Genomic DNA, 22,026 nt, shown 5'->3' with positions numbered 1-22,026 from the left:
TACCTTCCCGGTCTCTGAAATCTCTGTTTCACGAAAGGTCCAGTGATGACTCCACTCCGGCAGCGCATGATCGAGGATATGGAACTACGGAACCTGTCCCCGAAAACGATCATTCTTTATGTCGACAACGTGTCCCGTTTTGCCCGGCACTTCGGTAAAAGCCCGGAAGCCCTGGGACCGGAGGCCATCCGAACTTACCTGCTGTACCTGGTCCAGGACCGGCAAGTCGCCTGGGGAACCTACAAGCAGGTGCTGGCCTCGCTGCGGTTCCTGTATCGGAACACGCTCCATCGCGGAGAGATCGTGCACGACATTCGCTGCCCCCGGCCCGAGCGGCATTTACCGGAGGTGCTGAGTTTTGACGAGGTGCGCCGTTTCTTTCAGGCGGTGCACTCCTTCAAGCACCGCACCATCCTGATGACGGCCTATGCGTCAGGATTGCGGATTTCCGAGGCAGTGCGTTTACGGATCTGTGACATCGACAGCCAGCGGATGGTGATCCGCATCGTGCAGGGGAAGGGAAAAAAAGATCGTTATACGCTGCTCTCACCTCTGTTACTGCAAATGCTGCGGTACTACTGGTGGGCCGCCCGTCCGGTCGACTGGCTGTTTCTCGGTCCTTCACGGATCAAACCGATCACTGTGGGAACGGTACAACGGGTCTGCCGGGACGCACGCAGTGAAGCCGGCCTGGACAAAGCCGTCACGCCACACATACTCCGCCATAGTTTCGCCACGCATCTGCTGGAAGCCGGCACGGAACTGCGGGTCATCCAGGAACTTCTGGGCCATGCCAGCCTGCGGACCACCGCGATCTACACGCACGTTTCCACGCACCTGATCGGCCGCACCCGCAGTCCACTGGAACTGCTCCACGAGCAGGACCAGACAGACACGCTACAGGAGGACTCATGACGCGTCCCCGGTGGGAACTCGCTGACGTCGTGCGGCAGTACGGAATGGAGTATCTGAAGCGATACACCACGTCCGTCGCCCAGCGCCGCGTCATGCGGGCGCTGCAGAACTGCCGGACTGCGGTTCTGGGCGGGCATGTGGAAACGTGCCGCTCCTGCGACCATCGACAGATCAGTTACAATTCCTGCCGGAATCGCCACTGCCCCAAGTGCCAGGGTTCTGCCTGTGCACAGTGGATGCAGCGGAGGGCAACCGAACTACTGCCCGTGCCCTACTTCCACGTGGTGTTCACGCTGCCGAACCTGCTGGTGGACCTGACGCTTGCCAACCCGCGGCTGATGTACGGGATGCTGTTCCGCGCGGCCAGCCAGACGTTACTGGAAGTCGCCGCCGATCCCAGGCACCTGGGGGCGGAGATCGGGTTCCTGGCCGTGTTGCATACCTGGGGACAAACCCTGATGCCGCATCCCCATCTGCATTGCGTGGTCCCTTCCGGCGGACTGGCGCCCGACCGCACACGCTGGGTCGCGGGACGGGCCGATTTCTTCCTGCCCGTGCGCGTACTCAGTCGGCTGTTTCGCGGCAAGTTTCTGGATCTGCTCAAGCAGGCATTTGCTGCGGGGAAACTGGAATTCCCCGGGCGGCTGGCTTCCGCCGCCGATTCTGCGGACTTCAAGCGTCTTCTCAACCGGTCCGTGCAGACCGAATGGGTCGTGTATGCCCGGCCGCCGTTCGGCGGCCCCGAGTCGGTACTCAAATACCTGGCACGTTACACGCACCGCGTGGCGATCTCGAACAGCCGGCTGTTGAACGTCGCAGACGGCCAGGTCACGTTTCGCTATAAAGACTATGCCCAAGGCAGTCGGAAGCGGACCATGACGCTCGCCGCCACAGAGTTTCTCCGCCGGTTCCTGCAGCACGTGCTTCCGGACGGACTGATGCGGATTCGGCATTACGGTTTTCTGGCCAACCGCTTCCGGACAGAAAAGACCGCGCTGTGCCGCGAACTGCTGGAAGGAGCGGCGTCTCCGACCGAAAAACATTCCCTTGAAGATTCCCCGGTGGCGGGGGAGTTGCCTGCAATCTGTCCATCCTGTGGCCAGGCCGCGCTCCACAGGTCGCAGGAACTGCCCTCCCGCTGGGAGCGACTTCCTGCTCCCATTGCGGTACGTGCCTCGCTGCCGGCTTCCGAACTCTGGGAGGTCTGTGACACATCATGAACTCTCAGGAAGAGAATCTGTTCGTTGTTTCGATCTCTTTTCGCGGAGTGTTTCGGTCGAGGTCTGCGCCGGTAGCGGGCACCGCCTCCGGGAGTCCCCGCACAACCGTCCTCGCAACTACAACCTGTCCTGGCTACTTGTCACGAAACACGAGCGAACGAGTTCGTCGGGAAAAAACGTCCGCAATCACAGAAAAAACAGAACGCTGTTTTCACCCTGCGGTCATTCAATCCCCATAGTCGAAAACGCCCCTGCGGTTCAGTCCAATAGATCATATGCCGCGTGTTGAGTACCCCGAAAAACCGCTCCACCTGAATGCTAACACGCTGCATATAATCCTATTTATTATGACACGTTTTTGCCCAAAATTTAGGTGATTCTTTGTGCCAATATTGATTCACATACAGTTACAAGCGAAGCAGCAGCAAATACTGCCGCAAATACAACCAGAAATCGCTTTACCACATTCATCACCATCAACAATGATGGCGCCATCACCACATGGAATACAACAACTGGAATAGAGTGTGACACTCTTCTGGTCATTGATACCAGCAGCTGCCAAGAGTGAACGCTCTACAGCATGCCAAGATCGCTTCAGTTCTTCACCAACCTGGGCTACAAAGATGCCAGCTTCACTCAAGTGCGAACCGACATAGGTCAAAACCTTGTCTTTTAGATCAGGTGGCAACGTATGGTTCTTCGGACCTGCCTCGATACAAAGAGGATTAAACGATATTTCCTGGTCTTGAGAGAAATCTCGAATCGCATCCGTTAGGTAAACAGCACGGCCCAGAGATTCTCCTACCTGCTGTGCCTGCTCTTCGGTAAAATGAGAATGGCATCTTTTGACGATTTCTCTGGCAACCAGACCATAGGCCTGAGACGTGGGTGCTGATGCGACCTTGAAATCTTTCTCTCCCTTTCTTTCCAAATCAAACTGAGTACTCAGAATCTGTTCTAAATACTCGACATCGAAACCCACAGCTATCAGATCAGCCCTGGCTTTCACGAATTGACCTGAATACACCCAACTTACCATCCGTGTTTTCCAATTACCGTCGTCAGTAATGTCGTCCTTCACCTTTATGCCGATGGTGTAAGTACTCATCGAAGCTAAAAACTTCTGCAGTTCAGAAACTCCTCTCTTTCTTAACTTAACAGCCCCACCTCTTACACAATTCCCAATGGGCAGTTTTTGCTCGTTTTCACTGGAAGGTGCTTCCAGTAACCACCACAGGGTGGCAATGTCATGTACAACCAGCATGCGTGATTTCAGCCCATATTGGTTGCGCAAAAGCCCACAAAGGCTACAGTACGCCGACATATGGCGTCTGCTTTCAGTCGGACTCAATAGTTTACGTTGCGGTTTTAGTACTCCAAACATTAATTCCCCTTGAGTAAAAGGTTACTTTGATCATCTCATTATATCCTGTAATGGGATATCCTCAAGTGGGATGTAATCTCCCTGTACTTTTTTTAGGAGGTACAGGGAGTTTGAAGAAGAATCTATACACGCAACGACAGCGGATTCTGCTCGATTTGTTGCGGAAAACCAGGGAAGAAGCAGGCCTGCGGCAGGATGATGTGGCGGAACGCCTGAGACGCCCCCAATCATTCGTCAGTAAATATGAATCTGGCGAACGCCGACTGGACATTCTGGAGCTTTATGATGTTTGTGAAGTTTTGGGAACAACATTGAGTAATTTTGTTCGCACACTTGAATCATTGCTAAAGAAGAAAAAAATGATTAGATAGATCAGTTTCATAAATTATTGATTTCAGTAACTCCTAATATCATAAGAGTATAACTCATTTCAAATGCCATTATTCTAACTTTTATCGATATGACCTGATTTCTTTGTGAAGATTGGCTCCATTATCTGTCCTATGTCTTCGAACCCGATGATGGACATTTCATCTTACATTCGATAATAAAACTCGAATTTCGGTCATCATGTCATACAATATGTACATATTCTGGAGATTTTACACCAATTATTAATGAATCAGTTCGTATCAACGTGAGTCATATATGCATCTTGAGCAAATTCGCACCTTATTTGACTCTTCAGCAGCGATACGATTGTTGCGATCAGACTCTGCTCCTTTCATTCTAGATTTTCTTAATCTAACGTTCAAAAAAGCAGGAATTCTAACACTTGGACAAGAGGATCTAAAACAGAAATTACTGATTTATACGGAACAATTGCACGAAACCGATCCGGAGTGTTTGAAGGGGGCCATGGATCGATATTTGGTCAACTGGTCTGACAGTGGTTGGCTAAACCGTCATCTCAAGTCATCCTCGAATGACCCTCAATATCAATTGACGAGGCATTCTGAAGATGTAATTCAATTTGTAGATCTTCTAATTTCCCAAAGAACTGGGTTGGTTGGGACGGAAAGCCGTCTGCGATTGATCATTGATACTCTTTCAGACCTTGTACAAGGATCTTCAAGCGACCCAGACAAACGACTTGCTTATCTTGAAGACCAGAAAAAAAACATTCTGGATGAAATTGACGCTTTGAAACATGGTCTTCCTGTTGCGGTTTATAAACCATCTCAAATCCGTGAACGATTTCAGATGGCAGTTAATCTGTTAAAAACATTACAGAGTGATTTCCGCGCAGTTGAGGAACGATTCCATGAAATCGCTCTACAAGTCCAACAAGATCAACAAAAATCTCTGGAAACGCGTGGGCAGATACTAGGTAATGCGATGGACTCAGAGGATCTATTGAAAACTGAGGATGAAGGTATCAGTTTTTATGCATTTATCGCATTTTTGTTCACTCCGGATAGCCAGCAAGCATTACGTCAAACGATTGATGAAGTGATTCGACTTGAAGCAGTTCAGGACGAACGAGATTCAATCATGCGTTTAAGATCAATGGTCAAATTACTCTTGAATGAGGCGGACAAAGTACAATCAAAAAATGCTCATCTTTCAACGTCATTGCGAAAACTACTCAACGTCGAAGCCGCAGAAAATCGAAGGCAAGTTTCTGAAGTCCTTCATGAAATTAAGCAATTGGCTGTGTCAATGCGTGATAAAACTATTTCGGATTTCACCTGTGAAGCAGTAGTCCAAACGTCACTCGACTTGTTTTCACCTTTTACTCGCACATTTTGGACTACTCCACAAACGTTTGCGGATCAACCAGAAGAGCATGTTATAGACCTCGAACGAACTGCACGTGAACGCACATCGCTTGCGAATTTAGAATATCTAGATTTAGAACAGTTGCGTCAAAACGTGCAAATGATGTTGCAAACAAACGAACATCTGACACTTGAAAACATCATTGTGGCCATTCCACCAGAATCAGGAGTATTGGAACTGGTAGGCTATTTTCAAATTGCATTTGAAGATGGTCACATTATTAATCGTGAAAATCACTGTGTAGTTGTCATCACTGACGCTGCAACTAGTAATCAAATACGAGTACGAATCCCTCAAGTTGTGTTTCGAAAGGTTAGTTTTATGAAATATGAGAGTAATTCACTATGAGTGAGACTGATGAGCTAGAAATAACACAATCCACTAGTGTGTTTGAGTTTCCCAAACGGGAACCTTGGAGTTCTGCTGCCATTAAGTTGCTCAAAGGAATAGTGTATCACGATGACAAGGGAAACACTTGGGACGAAATTCTGGCAAATGTATCACCACTCACTGATTTATTTGGTCGACTGGGAGTCGTTCTAATCATCAATGAAGAGGATGGCATGGCTTGGCTTCACCAACCTGAGGATGATGAATTGCCCTCCGATTACGAGACGATCCCCAAGTTATTTCACAAAAAAACATTGGGGTTTGAAGGTACTTTACTGTGCGTAGTGTTGCGTGATGAGTTACGTCGGAGCGAGGAAGAAGACCTTCAAAATGATCGCTGCGTAGTAAAACAATCTGAATTATTTATGACTTGGCAAATGTTCTTTCCTGAAAACTCAGATGAAGTTCGTTTGAATGATGCACTTTCAACACATCTAATTCGTCTTGAAAAAATGAAATATGTGCGACGATTTGAAAAGAATCCACCTTCTTGGGAAATTCGACGAATCCTGAAAGCGCGTTTGCCACTAGAGGCACTTAAAACGATCCGTAACGAACTAGAAGTCGAAATGGCTAAGCGCAGAAGAGGTGGAGCATGAACATATTGACTGGGATTCAACAAACCGCAGGCTATCGCCTATCAAAGATGGAACTGTATAACTGGGGGACTTTCGATGATACGATCCACGGCTTTCATCCGCGCGGTGAATGGACTCTACTTGTTGGAGAAAACGGCACAGGTAAGTCTACAATAGTCGATGCGTTACTGACACTACTTGTTCGTCCAAACACACGAAAATATAACTTCGCATCAGGTGCGGCAAAAACGGAACGCGATGAGCGTACTTATATCCAAGGAGCTTATGACAAAGTCCTAGGACCTACCGGAACTCCTCAACTAAAATATCTACGACCAGGAAACAAGCATTATTCGGCACTGCTCGCTTGTTTTGAGAATTATCAAACGGGGAAGGTGTTTACGGTCGGTCAAATTCTCTACCTGGATTCCAATAATAAGCCGAAGAAGTTCTACGCATTTGATGACAAGAAGGAACGAGGCATTGCAGAAGATTTCGGAAATATATCTGAATATTCCAGTGTATTGACAACACTAAAAAACAGAAACTTCAAAGCGACTGAGACGTATACACAATACTTTGAATGGTTACGTCGTAAAGTGAGTTGCCTTCCCAAAGCTATGGATATGTTCAATCAGGCAGCGTGGGTAAAAGATGTCAGTCAGCTAGACTCGTTTGTACGAGACCAGATGCTCGAAAAACGCCCTTGGGACGAGAAAGTCTCTCAGTTACTCAAACACTTTTCTGAACTTAATGAGGCACATCGTTCGCTTGTGATCATTCGTGATCAGGCCAAAATGCTTACACCGATCGTTGAAGAAGGGATGCAGTTTCGTGAGTTAAATGCAAAACTCATACTGGCGAAGAACCAACTTAAAGCAACTTCACTATACTTCAACTTTGCTACTGAGAGATTGTTGGAACCGTTGTGCGACTTGTGGGCAAATAAGATCACTTCATTCAAATCGAAAATAAATGAATTAGATAAACACATTTTTGAAACTACTCGTGAAATTGCTCAAATCGATCTTGAAATTATCGGTGCGGGTGGGGAGCGAATGAGCCGATTACCTGGCTTGATTTCTATCGAGCAAGAAAGGGCAGATACTAAGCAGAAAGCGAGAATCGAGTTCGAATCACTGCTCCACGAAGCAGATATCGAAGCCATTGTTAATTCAGCAAATGAAATCACCAAAATACAAAGCAAGGTGACTCATAAAATATCGGCAATAGAAACTAAGAGAAAAGATGCGCAAAAAAACGCAGCTCGAATCCAGTACGAAATTGGGCTGCTTCGTCAACGTATTTCTGATGACCAAGAAGAACTTACATCTCTACAAACTCGCAAAGGTAATATGCCACGTGAACTCGTCTTTGTACGAGATGAAATATGCCGTGCATTAAAGATCCCGGTAAAAGATCTTCCATTTGCAGCAGAATTGATTGCTATAGTGCCTGAGCATCGTGAATGGGAAGCATCGATTGAACAGGTTCTTAGTGGTTTTGCTCGAGATCTTTTAGTCAAGGATCAACACTATGCCAAAGTATCAGGATACATCGATCATAAACGTTTATCTGGCAAAGACGGACGAGGGCAACGACTCAATTATACTCGCGTGGTAGCTGAGAAAACTACAAATGTTGCGACGCCGGGAAAACATTTTAATCAAGATAGCAAAACATTGTTCTCTATGCTCAAATTCCGTGAGGGTCATGATCTTGCAGCATGGGTAAGGGGCAAGATCGCTGATAGATTTGACTTTCTAGCATGTGATAAGATTGATCAGTTTCAACAGGCGAATCATGCAGCAATGACAAAGAATCGTCACATCAAACGTACGAAGGAACAACATAGTAAGGACGATCGTGGTCGATTCGGTGATCGAAAACAGTTCGTATTAGGATGGGAGAATCGTGATAAAATCCTCGCGCTCAAAACTTCTATCGCAGATACAGAACTTCTTTTAGATCAGTTAGAATTAAAAGAGACCGAATTAAACAATAAAATAAATAAGGCCACAAATCAAATTAGTTACCTGAATCGAATCTCTGAATTCAATGATTATGATTTAATCGATGAACCCAAGCATCGAAAACAAATAGCTGAATATCAAGTGGAGTTGCATAAACTTAAAGATTCCAATGACAAAATACGTGAACTTGAAAGTAAAAAGAAAGATCTAGAAGTAAAGCAAGAAGGAGACCGTTTGCAATCTAAGACTCTTTCAGATGAATGTTCAAAAAAAGAAAATGAATTAGAGAATGGAATTAAATGTTGTAAAAACGCAGTAGGAGCAATAAATGAAGCGAAACAAGATGGGCGATACGATAGTCTTGAAGTTCATTTTGAATCAATAGAGTCATTACTCGTTGATGAACCATTAACACTTGATAATATCACTACATTACCACAAAATTTCACGCAAGACCGTATTGAAGAAGTAGACAGTCTTGAGAAAGAGTCGAATTCTATTGCTAAACCAATAATGACAAAGATGTCACGTTTCTTGTCTAAATTTCCAGAATTCCAAAGTGATATGAGCGGTAGCATAGACTCTTTGCTTGAATTTATTGAATTGCATAAAAAAATTGAACAAGATGATCTTCCTCGACATGAGAATAGATTCAAAGAACGGCTCAACGAAAAGGTACTACATGAAGTTGGAGTGCTGAACTCACACCTGGAAAATGAACGGGAAGAAATTATTGGAAAGATTGAAGAAATTAATTATGGATTGCGTCGAATTGAATGGAACCCTGGAACTTACATAAGACTTGAACCAGAAGATGGTAAAGATGCAGAAATCCGCGATTTCAGAAGAGATCTGGCTGCGTGTCTTACCGGATATCTTGATGGGACGATGCAAGCAGACGAAGAAACATTCCTACGGATTCAGAAACTGGTCAACAAGCTGAGTGATGATAGTAATATTCGTTGGCGTGAAAAAGTAATTGATGTCAGGCGATGGTTTAGCTTCTCTGCCCGTGAATTGGTGAAAGAAACCGGGGAACCACGCAGCTATTATGATGGAGGCGCTGGAAAATCCGGAGGTGAGAAAGCAAAGCTTGCTTTTTTAGTTCTAGTTGCGGCTATAGTTTATCAATATGATATCGACCCAGATGCATCACGTAGTGATAAGTACCACTTTGTTATGGTCGACGAAATGTTTTCACGAACCGCTTCAAAATATGCCAAGTACGCTCTAGAATTATTTGAACAATTTGGTTTGCAATTATTAATCGTAGCGCCGCTTGATGCGAAAGCACGTGTTTGTGAGTCTTATGTCGGTTTACATGCGCATGTTGTCAAAGATGGAGAGACGAATCGAAGCGAAATCCTGAGCTACTCATCCGAGCACAATGAAGAATTTGTACATTCGCATGCAAGCATGACTCAGAAATAATAAATGATCACACCATCAGAAATCAGAAAGAAATCGCTTCGGGTATATCCTCAGTTCGTAAAGTCATGGCTTACCGGTCAACAGTTCTTTCCTCGCCGTGTGCCTGCTAATTTGAAGTTACCAAAGGAACTTAGTAAAGCAAAGCAAGCGATTGAATTATTACGTGCGAGTTCCAAGCAGAATCGTGGCTATGGTTATAGTATTGATTGGGAACCGATAAAGAGTCGTTCACACGGTCTTAACGATTTTCCAGTAGCTATTGTTTTACAAACACAAATGGATCTTCTCCGTTTAGTGAATGCTGTTGAAGAATTTCGCACTCTACAAAATTCTGTTGAGAAATTAAGACGGTTTCAACCCAGCCTTGAACCTTGGCTTCTAGAATCAACTCACTGGAAGGATCTACTTATAGCTGCTGGGAAGCTTGATGAGTTGCTATTATTGACACAATATCTAGTAGACCATCCGCGTCCGAATTGTTTTGCTCGGGAGATTGCCCTGCCCGTCTCCACAAAACTAATTGAAGAAAATAAAAAGTTGCTGGCGTCATGGCTCGATCTACTCCTGCCACGAGACAAAATTGATTTCAAATTTAGTCGAACCGAATTTGAACGCAGGTATGGTCTCCGGTTCATTCAGCAACATCTACTATTTCGAGTCCTCGACCCCATACTTCAACAGCGACTGGGCCTAAGATTCTCCGAACTTTCACTACCTGTTAATTCAATCAACGAACTTCAACCACCTCCAGTAAATGTTTTTGTGGTTGAAAATAAAGTCAACCTGTTAACACTACCTCCAATCTCAAATTCGATTGCAATCGGAGGCTTGGGTAAGTCGATTTCATTGTTTCGCGATGTTGATTGGCTTCATCGATCCAATATTTACTACTGGGGGGATCTGGATGTTGAAGGATTTGAAATACTTAGCCAGTTTAGAGAGGTGTTTGAACATACTGAGAGTATGCTGATGGATATGACAACATTTAATACGCATTCCGACTTGGCAATTACATGGCCAAATAAACCAGGTTCTATTCCAACAAAGCTGTCAAATTCAGAGCAAGAGATTTACCATTTTCTACTTCATAAAAAACTGCGTCTCGAGCAAGAGAGGATTCCTCAAGAAGAAATTATAGGTTTCATCGGTGAACTTGCTTTAATCATGTGAATGGCCAGTCATATGCCATTAGAATCCATCTTTAGGTGGATTTAATGCTGCTACCTAATTTCAATTGACCTCCGTGTGATGAATGCTGCAAATTAAATATAGTGGTAAAGGAGACCTGCTTTTCAAAAACTGGTTAAGTTGATTTGAAGGTTGTTAGCGTCCTGTTTGATGAGGACGACAGAAAGGCAATGTCAGGTGCTGGGACTTTGGGAGTATCTAGACCGTATCCAATAATCCTTTGAAGTGGTTGCTTCAATGCTAGTTCTTGTTAAAAAGCACCTCCTAGCTTTTTCCAGTTCTTTTCAAAGTAAGTTTCAATACCTTTGCCCGGTCTATAGGTTGGGTAGATTGCCTCAAACTCAGTCCGGGCCGTATGATAGGAGTCATTGTTGATTACGCATAAACATTTAGCGAGAAACAATAACGCAAGAGATGGTGCTCTGGACTGTCCCTGATTACAGTGAATAATAATTGTTCTCTGTTCAGTCCAATGCTTATTTGCAAATGTCATAAAGCTGCTAAACAAGCCAGGCTTAAACAGTGGCACAGGAGGGTCAATAATATTTAGGTATAAATCATATTCCTGTTCCAAAACCAAATAGTTAGGATGAGTTTTTGGCAAACTTCCCTTATACCCGACTGCGAGTTGATGACATGGGGTCTTGCATGCATGTATCACTGCAAACTTAGCCGAGCCGGATTGGCATGATTCTTCATTTGTCACAAAAACACGTTCATAAACTTCTTGCATTTGATCTCCTTGTAAATTTAAACGACCATCTCTAACGATATAGCATTTTGAATTTATCGATTGTGTATTTCGAATTCTACAAGGTCATGCTTTAGGTTAATCATCAATCGCGTTTAATCTTGGTGGATGATCACGCTAAACCTCTGGAGCACGATATGAGAATAAAGTTCTAGAGATATAATCTTGGGAGCTTTTGTAACCAGGGTGATTGGCTTGTTTTCGACGAAACATGTCTTCAAATGAACTGCAAATACCAGACTGTTTTTCTTTGTACCACCCTCCCATATGACCAACTTCAGCGGAAGCTAATGATTCTCCAATAAAATCAAGAAGTGAGTATACTTTGGACTTATGGTGCTTCAGTCCGGCAGGCGAAAGATCGGCCAGAGAACGAAGCTCTTTAACAGCATGATTAAACGACTCGCGAGCTGCGGAATATTCGATATACTGACTGCTTAAAGAGTTGAATCCTTCTGTAGAAATAGTAGAGCGAAATGGATCAAGATATTTGGATGGATTTTTGGGCGTTTGGGGAAGGCGATTCCCAAAATAATCTATGAGTGAGATTCTATGAATCTGAAACAACTCAATGCTGTAGCAATCTGATAAATAATAGGAAATGGCTTTTCTGGTAAGAAACCCGATCCTATCGCCAATGTGTTTTTCATCAGGCATTCTTAGTTTTTGCTTAGGTAATGAAGAGACGATACTAAATGCAACTCGACGCTCACTATCAATGTCGATAGTGGAATTTAACTGGGCAAGAACTTCCTTAGAATCTTTAATTATTTCACCGTTCCAATTGGTGTCATAAACTTGGCTTGCAGGACCAAGAGTAACTTTTACGGAACTATCCAGCTTCGACAAAAAACACCTCCAATCATATCAAGTAGGCTATAACCCCAGTATTAGCATGGGGTTTATGCATATACCTGTTAGTGTTTTCACCAAGATGGCTCGTAACGATCACAAGATGTGGTTTGCTCAGGTCCGAGACATCGAATTTGCATGTCTATAATCCATCAACACCAAACGGATGAAGAGATCATCATTGCAGTCTTGATGCTACTATTCATAGTATTATGGAACCTAAAGAGCAATCTACTTGTGGTCAAAAGTAAAGTTGATAAGTTTTAGGTCAACAATCGAGAACATATTCTAAATATTCACTACTGCCAATATGACACCTGATTCTCATTTATAAGTATTGCAACCTGTCAACTTTGCTTTAAGTTAGCCTGCCATACCGCCCACACCTTAACTAAAACCTCTCAATGTACTTATTTTTAATCGGCATGAGTAATGCTGTACAAGTTGGTTCCTGATTATGAGAATTGTGAGGGCGTTGGGTTCTCAATCCTAGATTCGTCATTGAATTTCATAACTACTTTTCCATTTATTCTACATGTTAACATGGGATTCCCTAGCGATACACGAACTTATGAAATCGCCCCAGGCAGCCCAGCCGTACGAGGTAAAGGATGTCCACATATTTTAAATCAAATCACAGGAAGATTGATCTATTACCAGATGGTAAGCCGGGCTTTCGACTCCCTCAAATCGGTGCTGCGAGTTCATTGTTATCACACGCTACTCGGCGTGATGAACCTGCTGTAGTAGCATTACCAACAGGGACTGGAAAAACTGCAGTACTGCAGCTGACTCCGTTTCTATGGGCTAGCGGTCGAGTCTTGGTACTAACTCCAAGCCGACTTGTACGAGATCAAATCGCCGAAGGATTCGTTAAGCTGAGATTGCTAAAAGAACTAGGAGTCGTACCAGAAAGTCTCGAAACGCCATCCGTCAAAGTAGTCCAGAAACGCATCGCACTACCAGAAGAGTGGGAAGAATTGCGTGAATTTGATGTCGTGGTTACCACACCTATGAGTGCGTCGCCTTCAATTGAAGGAATTGCAATTCCTCCATCCGACCTATTTGCTCTAATAATGGTGGATGAGGCACATCATTCTCCTGCTATCTCTTATGCAGCCTTGCTTGACTCTTTTCCCAATGCCCGAAAAGCCTTTTTTACAGCAACACCATTTCGAAGAGACAAGAGAACCATTACTGGAAGACTTATCTATAACTATCCACTCCGTGCCGCGATTGAAGATGGAACCTACGGAAAGGTTGAGTATTTACCATGCGTTCCAAACGACGGGGTGAGCCACGACATCGCAATTGCAAAAATGGCCGAGTATGAATATTTAAAAGATGTTGAACAAGGATTAGATCATCGAATGATGATCCGTACTGACTCAGTCACGCGCGCAGAGGAATTAGTTAAAATTTACAAAACAGAAACCAAATTACGTTTGCGCCTTGTGACCGGGCGACACTCAATAAGGCACGTCTCTTCGGTGATAAATAAACTCAATCAAGGAAAACTTGATGGAATTATTTGTGTTGACATGTTTGGCGAGGGAGTAGATTTTCCTCGACTCAAATTGGCTGCCCTTCATGCTCCACATAAATCATTGTCCGTGACTTTACAATTTATTGGAAGATTTGCACGCACCAACGCGTGTGACATTGGATCGGCCAAATTCATCGCTGTACCTCAGGAAATCGATGCGGAAGTTCGTGAGCTCTTTAAGAGTGGGGCAAATTGGCAAGAGCTTGTCGCAAATCTCGCCGATGCACGTGTTGAAGAGGAGGAAATGGTTCGTGATGGACTTTCATCATTTAATACAGAACACTCAACCGAAGTGGGTGAAATTGATGTAACAATTGATTCGTTAGCCCCAAATTTCCATGTAAAAGTATTTCGGTCAGACCGAGAGCCCGATTGGGAATTGAAGCCGTTTGTACCTCAAGGTTGCGAACTGATCTTTCATGCAGTGTCAAATGATCTCGCTTCCTCAGTAATGGTCTGTCAGCGTCGGACAAAACCAAAATGGTTACAAAATTCATCCTTACTAGACACAAAGAATCTTTTAATCATCTCACACTACAACCGTTCGCACCAATTATTGTTTATCAACTCTCAAGAACACGGCGAGAATCTATACGAAAGCATTCTTGAGGGACTTTATTCTGACGAATTAGAGGTCGTATGTACTCCGCTCTCACATGGAGATGTCAGTCGGGCACTTAGAATCTTGAAAAAACCGAGTTTTTACAATGTCGGAATGAGGAATCGGGAGCTTGGCGGGCAATATGAAAGCTATCGAACCTTAACTGGTCCAAAAGCAGATCGACACGTCAGTAGGTCAGATGGAAACACACGATCACGTGGTCACGTCTTTGGTGGGAGTAGCGGTGAAGAAGAATCGGTCACCCTTGGCGTGAGTACGCTTTCAAAACTCTGGAGTAATAAAAATGGTCTTGTGCCGCGCTTGGTAGATTGGTGCAATCGTCTAGCAATAGAGATCTCAAACTCAAATCCAGTTGTTACCAATTCTAACATTGACAACTTGGATACTGGAAAGCAGGTTTCAGAAATTCCCTCTCCACCAATCTCGATGGTATGGCATGAGCATGTGTTCCAATATCCACAGCGAATTCTGGTTGATGGCAACTCCGATGAATATGATCTAACGGAACTGGAACTAGTTATTGATAGAAGCTCATACGACTTACAGAAAGTTGAGTTTGATATACTACTAAACGATTCTTTGATCGGAAGATTCATTTTCTCTCCTGGGACACCTAATATAATTGATCGCATAGACTCAGGACCAGAAGTGGTGATCCGTGGTTCAATTGCTGATGGAACCCTCCAAGATTTTCTCAAAATCCGCCCTCCTACTTTCTTTCTCGCTGATTTTTCAACAATTACCGGAAATGATTGGTATCGTTGCTTGTCTATTAAGCCACTTAATCATGAATGGATACGAACTTTTGATGAGTTTGGGGTGACGGTTGATATCGAACGAGAATTTGAGAATGCCAAACCTGGCATGAAGACTATCCATGCATTTACGGAATCCGAATTATTGTCGCAGGGACCTGATGTCGTTATCTACGATCACCGGACTGGTGAAGTTGCTGACTATATATCTCTGTTTGAAACTGATGACACAGTTGTCTGTACACTAGCCCATTGCAAAGGAGCGAGCGGCAAGAAGACGTCTAAACCGAAGAAGGCCGCAACACGCGTTGATGATGTGTATGAAGTCGCTGGGCAGGTTGTAAAATGCCTTCCTTTTAACCGCCATCCAGAGGATCTCAAAAGAGAACTGATTCGGCGTATAGGTACCGGCTCAAAGCTGATACGGGGAACAGTCGAGCAGTTTGAATTAATTATGAATAACGCAGCCAATAAGCAATTTGAGTATCGAATCTGTTTGGTTCAACCTGGATTGTCAGCATCAAAACTAAGCCAACCCGTTGAATCCGTGCTCGCTGCAGCTGGAGAATACATCTCAGCTAATACAGGCTTTCCACCTTCTATTTGGATTTCACCGTGATTCAAAATAATAAGCCTTCCATATTCCTTTTCTGCTTTCTCAGCTGATCCGATCAAACAGAACCAACGGGAAGATCATTCTTCAAATATTGTTGATCGTGTTGTTTTCCATATTAGTTTCAACTAAGAGCAAAATCGTCTCCCGGAATCTAAACTGTTTTTTAAAAAAAGAGTATTTTCGGTGAATGCAAAACCTGAAGAAATTAAAGGAATCATTCAATACCGTCATATATCGTGTGAGAATCTTTTACTAGGAGTCGTTCCGAGATATTTTGTTACTTTGGAAACCAGTTAATTCCCAAAGTTCGGAAAGCGACAGAAGAAGAACCTGATGAACGACAACCGGATATGATAATAAAAGGCTTTTTCACTATATATAACAATGTAGATAATGCTCAGTCTATGTTGGATCAATCGAACACCTTTGAAGTGATTGTAAAGGAAAATTTGGTGTGAAATTAAGATTGGTGCGGATGTTCACAGGCTGGTTGCAGGACTCCAATTTCTGTAGCATAAATAAGAATGTATATGTAAATAAACGAGATCAAACGTAAACCAACCGATGCGATTGAATGATTTATGAATTCTGTAGAGGTGAACAGCAATTTGGGCCAAATATTCAATGGATATTGCTTCCGTAGATGACATTCTAAGAGAACGTGGGCTTGCGCCGCCCCAGTTTCGAGCGTTGATCCCCAATCGAGAAAATTACAAAGTCTTGCTTTGTCAGCCAGGAGCAAATATCACTACTGATTCGGATGGTGTACGCAATAGTGATCCAGACATTGCACAACAGCAATTTTCTGCATACCTCCATATTGCGGTTGAGAATGACGTTGACCTGGCCGTTACTCCGGAATATTCGCTTCCTTGGAAGGTCTTGGAAGATGCAGTTCGAGGAGGAACAAAACCAGCAGACGGCAAACTTTGGGTGCTGGGATGCGAAAGCCTCAAACCCAATGAACTCGCTGCTTTGGCCGACAGACTGTCAGGGCAAGTAACCTTCATATATGAAAAATGCGACGGAGACCAATCAAGGTTTCTGAATCCTGTCGTGTACCTGTTTCAGGTACCATCAATTGATGGCACCTCCGACTCGCAGACGGTCGCGCTGATTCAATTCAAGACCTGCGCCTTGGGGGACAACCAGAATTATGAAGTCGATCACCTACTCTTGGGTACCCGCCTCTATTTTTTCGGAGGAGCGAAAAATCAATTGCGGCTCATTACTCTGATCTGTTCGGATGCCTTTGACTTCACGGATAAGCATGCTCGGGAGCTCTACGACCGAACGCTCATTATTCATATCCAGCTCAATCAGAACCCAAGACAGCATCAGTTTCGGACCTATCGGACTCATCTTTTCCAATATGATGGTCACGAAACTGAGTTGATTACGCTCAACTGGGCGCGTGATATTTACGCCGACATTGGAGAAGGTCCAAAGTGCTGGCAAAACATCGCCGGTACTGGGTGGTATTTGCGGCCAAATAGGTTCGATACGGGTGATCAAAAACTTCAACACAATCACAGGCTGGGGCTTTACTATACCTGGCTCGATCCGGAGAAATGCCACGCACTTTTCTTTTCATATGAACCTGCGGTCTTCCTACTGACGGCAACGAAAGTCGCGCACGTCGCAGTAACTGCGTCTCTCTCACGACGAATCGGCCCTAAGATGGAGGCAACTCTGAGATGGAACTCTAAATCTCTGTCCTGGGAGGAAACACCTCAGGTTGACGACGGCTTCGTGAGAATTGTCTCAAACGCTGGTAATGCAGAGGGAGACCTGAAGGCTCTTGTACAGACGAATCCACTTGCTGTTGAACGTCTTTTGGCATTGTGTGATGGGTCATCAATAACGGAAGAAGATTGGTACAGGGTCACAAAACTGGATTCTTGTAGGATCGAAGCAACGGAAATCATCAAAAGAGTGACATTTTGCCACGATACGATAATAGAAGCAGACCAATTTCGTCAGGCACGAGTTCGAGCATGTCAACGTGCAGCACGCATAATCAGTCAATCCCTTCCACCATCGCTTTCCGATTTGCAGACTGGTTATCGGTTCGAATGGAATGAGCGTTATCCACATGCCAACATCACATCGACGAGCGGGCGCTGCGCAACCGTCATCGCTCTGGATAACACCCGCACCCGTGAAGATGCTCAAAAAATACGGGACACGTTGGCAGAATATATGAGAAGAAAGGCAGAGACTGAAAACGACTCTCTTGAGGCCCAGCAGCGTCTGCATGTCTGGTATCAGGATGACGAGAAGGGTGACATTTTGTATGATCCCCACCGATATACTCACTATGACCAAACCCCTGCTGAATCCTCTTTTGACATTGGGAGGGCATACTGATTCTTTCACTCGACGCCATTACAACTCAGTTCTCGGAACACTTTACTAGTCTTGAGCCGATCGAAGATTCTGTGGTCAGATGCATTCGGAGTACGCAGGGACGTGATTTCGCTGTTTATTATATCGATATTTCTGAAACGATTCCCGGTTCTGTCGATGAGCTCAATGCCTACCAGGACCGTATTGTCGCTTCGCGATACTTCGATGGCTCCAAAAGTTTACAGTGGAGCCAATATCTGTACTTCGTGATTTCGGAAGAAGTTGCACCCGAGCTACGAACGCTTGTAGAACGGGACCGCAAATATGCTCGGAAATTTGTCGTCAATGAACAAGAACTAACTTCGGCTCTTACTCCGCCAAGGTTTCAGGTTGCCGAGGGTGTCATTGACACCAGCGTGATGTCGACGTGGACAGAAATTCTGGCGGAGTCCAATCTCGACCGTGCCATTTTCAACAACGAATCATTGCCGAATCGTATCAAACTCATTGAGGCCGACTTTGGCCACAAAGGGCTCTCGAAACCCTCAGCTGTCAAAATTCCTCGAGCAGAAGCCCCCCCCTTTATCAAAAATTTGACCCTCAAAGAATACCGATCGTGGCCCCGGCAACGATTTTTCGATCTGGGAAGCGTCACATTGCTAACCGGTCCAAACGGAACCGGAAAAACTTCACTGTTGGAGGCAATCGAACTCCTTTACTGTGGGGTTAACAATCGTGATCCCAAATCCAAGACTCGCTATTCCATTAATGCATCCTTCCAAGACGGTACTGAAGAATTAGCGAAACTAGGTCAACCAACAGCTTCCCGCCTGCGAGAACGAAATCTTGCTTGGTATAGTCAAACCGACATTCGGACCAACACGCTCTACCAAAGTTTTTCTAGGTACAATTTTCTCGATACGGATGCTGCTGTGGGTCTTGCTGATTCAAAAAAGGACTTTGAAGAAGATTTGTCAAAGCTTTTGGTCGGCCCGGAAGCTTCGAAGACTTGGCGAGAAATTGAACGAACTGTTGGACAATTAGATAAGGAGCTCAAAGAACTCACTTCTGTTGAGCAACAGATAGAACTGGAATTGCATGCAGTAGAGCGACAACTCTCAGCCGCAACCTCTGTTCCCAAAGAATCAGATGCATTGCTGAAATCGCTTGCAACCACTCTTGCAGAGGCTGGTTGGAAGGAACCGTCGGAGACACTTCCAGAAAACGTCTCGGAGCTAATTTCGTCTTTTGGCACGCGCTCTCCAATCGTGGAAGAAGCATTGAGGTGTGAATGGACTGGCACCCCGGTCACAATTGAAAAACTTCGGAAATACGTCTCCGAATCTGGCAACCTCATCGTAGAGATCGAAGCTATGTTTACTGGCATTCAGCAGTTGCTGCGAAAAGTCAAAGAGAATCAACGGGCCGTGCAACACTTGGATAGGCGAGTAACATCAATTCGTGAACTCTCACCGTATGTCCAACTCGAATTCGTCCAAAAGCATGAGAGTCTTCTTGCTATTGAGCAGAAATTGCGAGAAGTACAACAAACGTTGTCCGGGCAGACCAAAGGACCTTCTTCTCTAGACATTATACCAGAATTCGCTTTGCCACTCTTTCAATTCCACGACGAAAATCTTGAGAAATTCAAGAAATCCGATGCCGAAATTATCCAATTTCGTGAACAGCTCGCGAATTTTATAAAGTTGCGAGATCAGGCCCAGGCTCTTTCGCAGCAACTTCGTGACATCGCTAAACAGATTCTAGCTCAAGCAGAGGTGAAAGATGCCTGCCCTCTCTGCCATGCGGAGTATCCCGATGGCAAATTGAACGATCGGATTTATCAGGATGTTAATGCTCAACTCGAAACTCAGTCTCTCAAACTGCGGGACAACGTAAGAGAAGCAGAGGACAATTATGCCAAGTCCAAGGATACAGTTGCTGTCTCGGAATGGCTGCTCGGTTTTGTCGACCGTATCGGCATGAATCGGAATGATGAACTGATTTTGATCAAGAAGGCACTGAATGAGCTGATTGAGCAGGAGGAAAATCTCCAGCTCCAATTAAAAATTACTCAAACCGACTTTCAGTTTCTCCAGCAGAAAGGACTCACAATTGAGCGATACGATTCGCTGACTTCGTCTCTCTTTGTGGACGAAACGTTAGAACGGCCTACCCCCGCTTTGCTGAACTCTTTGCTTACCGAACTCGTAGAGAGTCAAAAGGAATTGTCGGCGTCGCTCACTACGACCCAAAAGCAGATTTCAGCGAAACTTGATGAGCTATCCAAACTCCTTGGAGAAGAAAGCCTCAGTTTAGATGAATGTCAGTCGAGTATTACCAAACAAAAGGGCCAAATAGCCCAAACGCAAGCCATCCTCAAACGCCTCGACGAAAAGAATACTCATTTCATCTTCCAGGAAGATCAACCGCTTCCTGAGCTTCTGACAACAATACAGCTGATCCGGAAGGTACTTTCTGACGTCCAGATCGCAATGACAAACGAGCAGCAAGCTGTAGTGGTAGTGTTCGAATCAGCTAAACGCAAGGAAGAGATTTTGGATCAACTGAGTGGCTGGAAGCCACGCATAAAACGGTTGCGTGATGCCCAAGCCGTGTTTCAGGAGATTCTTGAAAAAAATTCGCTGGAGAGTGCGATGGAAGCGGCTCTTCAGAAAAACAAGGAGGCGATTGACGAAATATTCCGACGCATTCACAGCCCAGCTGAGTTCTCACACTTAAAGAACATGACAACATTGGTTCGCAAGACAGGCGAAGAAGCAAAGTTGCAACAGATCAGCACTGGGCAACGTGCAGCGTTGGCACTGTCTCTATTTCTTGCACAAAACGCACAACTTCGTTCAGCTCCACCGCTAATGCTGATTGATGATCCGATTGCTCATGTCGACGATCTAAACTGTTTGTCATTTCTCGACTACCTGCGGGAAGTGGCCCTCACAGGCGAACGCCAGATCGTCTTCGCTACGGCAAATGACAAGCTTGCTTCACTATTTGAACGAAAGTTTGACTTTCTTGGTCGAGAATTCATGCGACACGATCTTCAACGATAAAGTAACTACATAAGAACAGCAGAAGGTCCGGTTCGACAATTCAGTCGATCTGCCGAAGCAAGTGAACTTGTGGGATGAATGACTCCAGACGAATAACTGTCCTGGGCTCAAAAAGATGCAATCCTTGGATAAGCGTCCCTATGATGGAAAAAAGGAAAATTGTATAACATAGCGAGTCTACTCATACTGCCAAACCGCATCACAGATCAAGATCAATCACCCGTTGAACCGAACATATCAAACAGACTTTTTCAACACGCCCGTTCGTTATCGCTGACAGCGAAATCAAAATACTTTTATTCGTCAGTAGCAATGGTAACCGTACTTAATTAAAATGCGGATGTTTCACAGAAATAGTGAATCGTTAAAATAGGGGAAGCCTGGTTAAAATAATGAGCTCGAATCGTAAGAATATAGTTTTTCCACAACATCTTTCGCCGATCAGTGTTATCGTAAGTAGTTGAAATATAAGGGTGGAGATTGGCGTGTAAAGCGGACCCACTTTGGCGCGGAAATGGGACCCACCTGGGGTTGGGTTAACCACGTGGGGTAACGTGGTGGTCAGTATGCCAAAGTGTGGAAGCGACTCAGGCTTTTTTG

Annotated in this window: 13 protein-coding genes; 10 read left to right on the top strand and 3 right to left on the bottom strand. The window is 44.7% G+C overall.

All coding sequences use genetic code 11. From position 1 onward, the window contains the following. Window positions 1-45 precede the first annotated feature (45 nt). A complete protein-coding gene (locus Pan161_RS30875; RefSeq protein WP_145223942.1) occupies window positions 46-915 on the top strand; it encodes a tyrosine-type recombinase/integrase in 870 nt (289 codons plus the stop codon). Next, on the top strand, window positions 912-2,135 hold the full coding sequence (locus Pan161_RS02065) for an IS91 family transposase (protein ID WP_145223941.1): 1,224 nt from the start codon (window positions 912-914) through the stop codon (window positions 2,133-2,135). The genes Pan161_RS30875 and Pan161_RS02065 overlap by 4 nt, the downstream gene beginning before the upstream one ends. Before the next feature lie 397 nt (window positions 2,136-2,532). Here the strand turns inward: Pan161_RS02065 and Pan161_RS02060 are convergent, their stop codons facing one another. Further along, complete coding sequence (locus tag Pan161_RS02060; protein ID WP_261342937.1) at window positions 2,533-3,522, bottom strand: DUF5685 family protein; 990 nt, start codon at window positions 3,520-3,522, stop codon at window positions 2,533-2,535. A gap of 110 nt (window positions 3,523-3,632) precedes the next feature. Here Pan161_RS02060 and Pan161_RS02055 point away from each other — a divergent pair, with 110 nt between their 5' ends. The 5 genes from Pan161_RS02055 to Pan161_RS02035 all read left to right on the top strand — a co-directional run bounded on the left by Pan161_RS02055 (window position 3,633) and on the right by Pan161_RS02035 (window position 10,846). Then, the gene (locus Pan161_RS02055) at window positions 3,633-3,893 is read left to right on the top strand and encodes a helix-turn-helix domain-containing protein (protein WP_145223939.1); all 261 of its coding nucleotides are present in this window, start codon (window positions 3,633-3,635) and stop codon (window positions 3,891-3,893) included. A gap of 277 nt (window positions 3,894-4,170) precedes the next feature. Further along, entirely contained in the window at window positions 4,171-5,652 is a 1,482-nt protein-coding gene (locus Pan161_RS02050; protein WP_145223938.1) for a DUF3375 family protein, read from the top strand. After that, complete coding sequence (locus Pan161_RS02045; protein WP_145223937.1) at window positions 5,649-6,293, top strand: DUF4194 domain-containing protein; 645 nt, start codon at window positions 5,649-5,651, stop codon at window positions 6,291-6,293. The genes Pan161_RS02050 and Pan161_RS02045 overlap by 4 nt, the downstream gene beginning before the upstream one ends. Continuing rightward, window positions 6,290-9,676 carry an ATP-binding protein gene (locus tag Pan161_RS02040; RefSeq protein ID WP_145223936.1) on the top strand — a complete coding sequence of 1,129 codons (3,387 nt, stop codon included), beginning with the start codon at window positions 6,290-6,292 and terminating at the stop codon, window positions 9,674-9,676. Before Pan161_RS02045 ends, Pan161_RS02040 begins: the two co-directional genes overlap by 4 nt. Before the next feature lie 3 nt (window positions 9,677-9,679). Beyond that, window positions 9,680-10,846 carry a Wadjet anti-phage system protein JetD domain-containing protein gene (locus tag Pan161_RS02035; RefSeq protein ID WP_145223935.1) on the top strand — a complete coding sequence of 389 codons (1,167 nt, stop codon included), beginning with the start codon at window positions 9,680-9,682 and terminating at the stop codon, window positions 10,844-10,846. A gap of 268 nt (window positions 10,847-11,114) precedes the next feature. On the opposite strand, the gene Pan161_RS02030 is transcribed toward Pan161_RS02035, so the two are convergent. Next, a complete protein-coding gene (locus Pan161_RS02030) occupies window positions 11,115-11,597 on the bottom strand; it encodes a dual specificity protein phosphatase family protein (protein ID WP_145223934.1) in 483 nt (160 codons plus the stop codon). 135 nt (window positions 11,598-11,732) lie between these two features. Then, window positions 11,733-12,464, bottom strand: a complete 732-nt coding sequence (locus Pan161_RS02025) for a hypothetical protein (protein ID WP_145223933.1) — start codon at window positions 12,462-12,464, stop codon at window positions 11,733-11,735. A 614-nt stretch (window positions 12,465-13,078) separates the two neighbouring features. On the opposite strand from Pan161_RS02025, the gene Pan161_RS02020 reads away from it, so the two are divergent. The 3 genes from Pan161_RS02020 to Pan161_RS02010 all read left to right on the top strand — a co-directional run bounded on the left by Pan161_RS02020 (window position 13,079) and on the right by Pan161_RS02010 (window position 21,426). Then, window positions 13,079-16,009: a DEAD/DEAH box helicase gene (locus Pan161_RS02020; RefSeq protein ID WP_145223932.1), complete on the top strand. Its 2,931-nt coding sequence runs from the start codon at window positions 13,079-13,081 to the stop codon at window positions 16,007-16,009. 621 nt (window positions 16,010-16,630) lie between these two features. After that, window positions 16,631-18,376 (top strand): hypothetical protein, encoded by a 1,746-nt coding sequence (locus Pan161_RS02015; protein WP_145223931.1) that lies wholly within the window; start codon window positions 16,631-16,633, stop codon window positions 18,374-18,376. Window positions 18,377-18,447: 71 nt separating this feature from the next. After that, window positions 18,448-21,426: an AAA family ATPase gene (locus Pan161_RS02010; protein WP_145223930.1), complete on the top strand. Its 2,979-nt coding sequence runs from the start codon at window positions 18,448-18,450 to the stop codon at window positions 21,424-21,426. Window positions 21,427-22,026: the final 600 nt, after the last annotated feature.

The organism is Gimesia algae (assembly GCF_007746795.1).
Taxonomy (GTDB): Bacteria; Planctomycetota; Planctomycetia; order Planctomycetales; family Planctomycetaceae; genus Gimesia; species Gimesia algae.
Note: the sequence above shows the minus strand (reverse complement) of the source record. Positions and strands in the feature narration are given on the sequence as shown.